Consider the following 3,529-nt stretch of genomic DNA (forward strand, 5'->3'; position numbering starts at 1 on the left):
GTGGCTCCTACTCTTCTATCGACAGCAAAGGTCGGCATATCATTCAATATCATAAGAATACGCGCTCGAGATGTATTGATAGTCATTTTATGGATGGTCAGGTCATCACACATTTTGGTACTTTTATGGTGAAGACTTCGGCATTGAGAGCTATCGGTGGTTGTCGGACATTTTTTGAAACAGCGGAAGATATTGATCTACAGTTAAGACTCTCTCAGCAAGGCGCCATTTTTTTTATTGCAGATAATTTCTATCAGTACAGACTCCACCATTTTTCTATTACCCATAACCAGTTAAACAGCAGGCGCATTTTCTTTGAGGATTATGCTAAACAGTGTCACTTGCAAAGGCTTGAAGTAGGCAAAGATGATTTAATGATGGGGCGAAAACCAGAAATTCCAGATAGTATTGAACTCGAAACGAAAACAGCAGATGAACATATTACTAATCAGCTGATTTCTGAGTCATGGTATTGGTTTAATACTGGTGACTATAAGCAGGCGTTTAAATCAGGCTTTAGGTTAGTCTCTATGTCACCATTAAAATGGTTGTCTTGGCGCAATTACATGTTGCTAATTTTTAAGCGTTTGAAGCAAACTGTATATTAAAACTCTGCTTGAGTTTGAGTGGCCGACTCAACACTATTCATACAAAGAAAAAGAAGTTACGTTACAGGGATATACATGAAAGTTTTATCTTATCTGCATCATTATATTCACCCCTACGGTATTGGTTTTGCAGCTCATTCACTTGCCCTTGGTATGAATAATCATCAGGTACATTCAGAGATTTTTTCAATTGATTCTGATTTTGCAGAAACATCACCATTAGTTCAAAGTGCGATAAAATCAAAACTTTTACTAAGAATAGCGTCTAAATTCATTTCCATTGAAAAAATACGTCGTTACACAGAATGGCGATTTCGATGTTACGCGAGAAAGTTTGATGTCATCATTTTGTGGCCAGGATGTTCGCTTGAAACGTTTCAATATTTGAAACGAAAAGGAAAAATAATTGTTGTTGAGAGTATTAATTGTCATCAAGAAGTAGCGAAACAACTTTTAAGTAACGAAGAGCAACTCTTAGGCTTGGGCAAAACACATTTAATTGATGACAGCAGTATTAGAGATGAGCATGCGAAGCTGACACTCGCTGATTATATTTTCAGCCCTAGCCCACAGGTGACAAAGTCTCTGATAGTATCGGGGGTAGATAAGTCTAAGATTCTATCTACCTCGTACGGGCTTAGTCCAAAACAGGTGTTACCGGTGACTAAAAAGCGTCAACATAAACCTGTTTTCTTATTTGTCGGAAGCGTAATTTTACGTAAAGGTATTCATTTATTGCTTGAGTACTGGGATAAAGCAAAGGTTGATGGGACGTTAATGGTGGTTGGCAAAATAGACCCAAGCGTACAACCGCTGGTAGATTCTTTTTCAGAACGAGGTGATATTGAGTTTATTCCCTTTACTGCTGATATAGATTCTATGTATCAGTCTGCTGATGTGTTTATCCTACCCAGCATAGAAGAAGGTAGCCCGTTGGTAACATATTTAGCTTTAGGTGCAGGATTACCATGTCTGGTAACACCAATGGGGGGCGATGGTGTCGTCCGAGATGGTATAGATGGTTATATAATCGATCCACATGATAAAGAAAAATGGATATCGAGTATCCAAAAATTAGCATTAGATGTTTCTATGAGAGTTCAAATGGCGACAAACTCTCACGATCACGCAACTCAGTTTCTCTGGGAAGAAGTCGCAGACAAACGTCGTAAATTACTTATCAATAAGCTAGGACTCTGATTTGAAAGTTCTGATTCTAGGAGGAACTGGCTTTATAGGCCAGCATGTTGTCAAAAAGTTACTTGAGGATAACTGCCAAGTTACTGTTTTTGATAGACACGCAGATAGACTTAAGCTCTCGGGCATTGAGGCTATAAATGCTGATTTCTCAGATACTTTGTCATTATCTGAGTCTTTGATAGGTGTAGATAAAGTGATTCATCTTATCAGCACTTCTGTACCCAGTTCTTCGAACAAAGACCCTGTTAGTGATATTCAAGGGAACTTGGTTAATACCGTCAAACTTTTAGAAATAATGAGGCAATCTGGTATAAAAGATATTGTCTACTTTTCATCAGGAGGCACTGTTTATGGGCATCCAGAGGTACTGCCCATCAATGAGTCTCATACTAATCACCCGGTATGTAGTTATGGCATTGTCAAACTTGCTATAGAAAAATATCTACATATGTATTCTGAACTATATAGTCTCAATGCGGTTATTCTACGGCCATCCAATCCATTCGGGCCAGGCCAAACACACACAGGTGTACAAGGGTTTATTGGTACATGCATTGCAGCAGCATTGACAGGCAAACCATTAACAATCTGGGGCGATGGAAGTGTTAAGCGAGATTATGTTTATGTGACTGATGTGGCGGATGCCGCCATCTCTGCTTTGAATTATTCAAAAAGTGATACTTTCAATATATCAAGTGGTGAAGGGGTTTCACTCAATGACATTATCCAGTTAGTTCAAAATGAGTCTGGAAAAAAAATTAATCTCCATTATCAGGAAAAACGTGATTTTGATATTCCTGAAATCACTTTGGATAATAACAAGGCAAAACAATTATTAGGCTGGCAGCCCAGTACTAGCTTTAATGATGGCCTTCACTTAACTCTGAATCACGCTATGAAGTTAGTGTAGGAAAGTTATTTTATGCCTAACTCTATTGCTTATCTTGCATTATTTTCATGGCCTTTGGTGACCATACTCCTTATAAGGAGAAAAGGTATAGAAGCTGGAATATTATTAGCTCTGCTTGGGGCTCAGATGTTCTTGCCTTCCTCTTTTGAGGTTGACTTGCCGGCCATTCCACCACTCAATAAGTTGTCACTCACGACGCTAACAATTATTGTTTATTTATACTTCAACAAGAAACGGTTCGGATTTAATGCGTTAAACTCGTTTCTTAAATTTCTGTTTGTAATGTGTCTGATAGTGCCTTTTTTAACTGCTCTGGCAAACCCTGAGCGCTATTACTATATTCAAGGTCTGTCTTTATATGATGGGCTAAGTGATTCCATACAGACTTTCCTGACAATTATTCCATTTCTGTTTGGTGCTAAGTATTTTAGTACTTATGAAAAGCAGGTTCTGTTATTCAAGTACTTGGCCATGGCGGCCTTTGTATATGCATTCTTCGTTTTATATGAAGTGAGAATGAGTCCACGATTGCACGCTATCGTATATGGTTTTTACCCCCATTCATGGTTACAACAATATCGAGAGGGTGGATTTCGCGCCATGGTATTTATGGGGCATGGTCTGGTGGTGGCTATATTTATAGCATCAGGTTTAACTGCCGCCGCAGCATTGAAGAGATACAAAGAAAAAGTCACTCCTGTGAAAAGTCTTTATATTGTTGCTGCCTGTCTATTTGCTTTGGTTTTACAAAAAAGTTTAGCGTCCCTCGTTTTTGGTCTATTTGGTCTATTCATGGTGTTGATGATGTCAC

General features: G+C 38.6%; 3 protein-coding genes and 1 pseudogene. All 4 read left to right on the plus strand.

Annotated elements, in window-relative coordinates:
- On the plus strand, positions 1–608 hold a 608-nt coding region (locus B4K20_RS03960), incomplete at its 5' end, for a hypothetical protein (protein WP_289281970.1).
- 75 nt (positions 609–683) lie between these two features.
- The gene (locus tag B4K20_RS03965) at positions 684–1,808 is read left to right on the plus strand and encodes a glycosyltransferase family 4 protein (protein WP_289281971.1); all 1,125 of its coding nucleotides are present in this window, start codon (positions 684–686) and stop codon (positions 1,806–1,808) included.
- A gap of 1 nt (position 1,809) precedes the next feature.
- Positions 1,810–2,718 (plus strand): NAD-dependent epimerase/dehydratase family protein, encoded by a 909-nt coding sequence (locus tag B4K20_RS03970; protein WP_289281972.1) that lies wholly within the window; start codon positions 1,810–1,812, stop codon positions 2,716–2,718.
- A 12-nt stretch (positions 2,719–2,730) separates the two neighbouring features.
- Positions 2,731–3,529: pseudogene (locus tag B4K20_RS03975) on the plus strand (hypothetical protein); the annotation flags it as partial.

Source organism: Methylophaga sp. UBA5088 (assembly GCF_002414625.1).
In the GTDB taxonomy this organism is placed as follows: domain Bacteria; phylum Pseudomonadota; class Gammaproteobacteria; order Nitrosococcales; family Methylophagaceae; genus Methylophaga; species Methylophaga marina.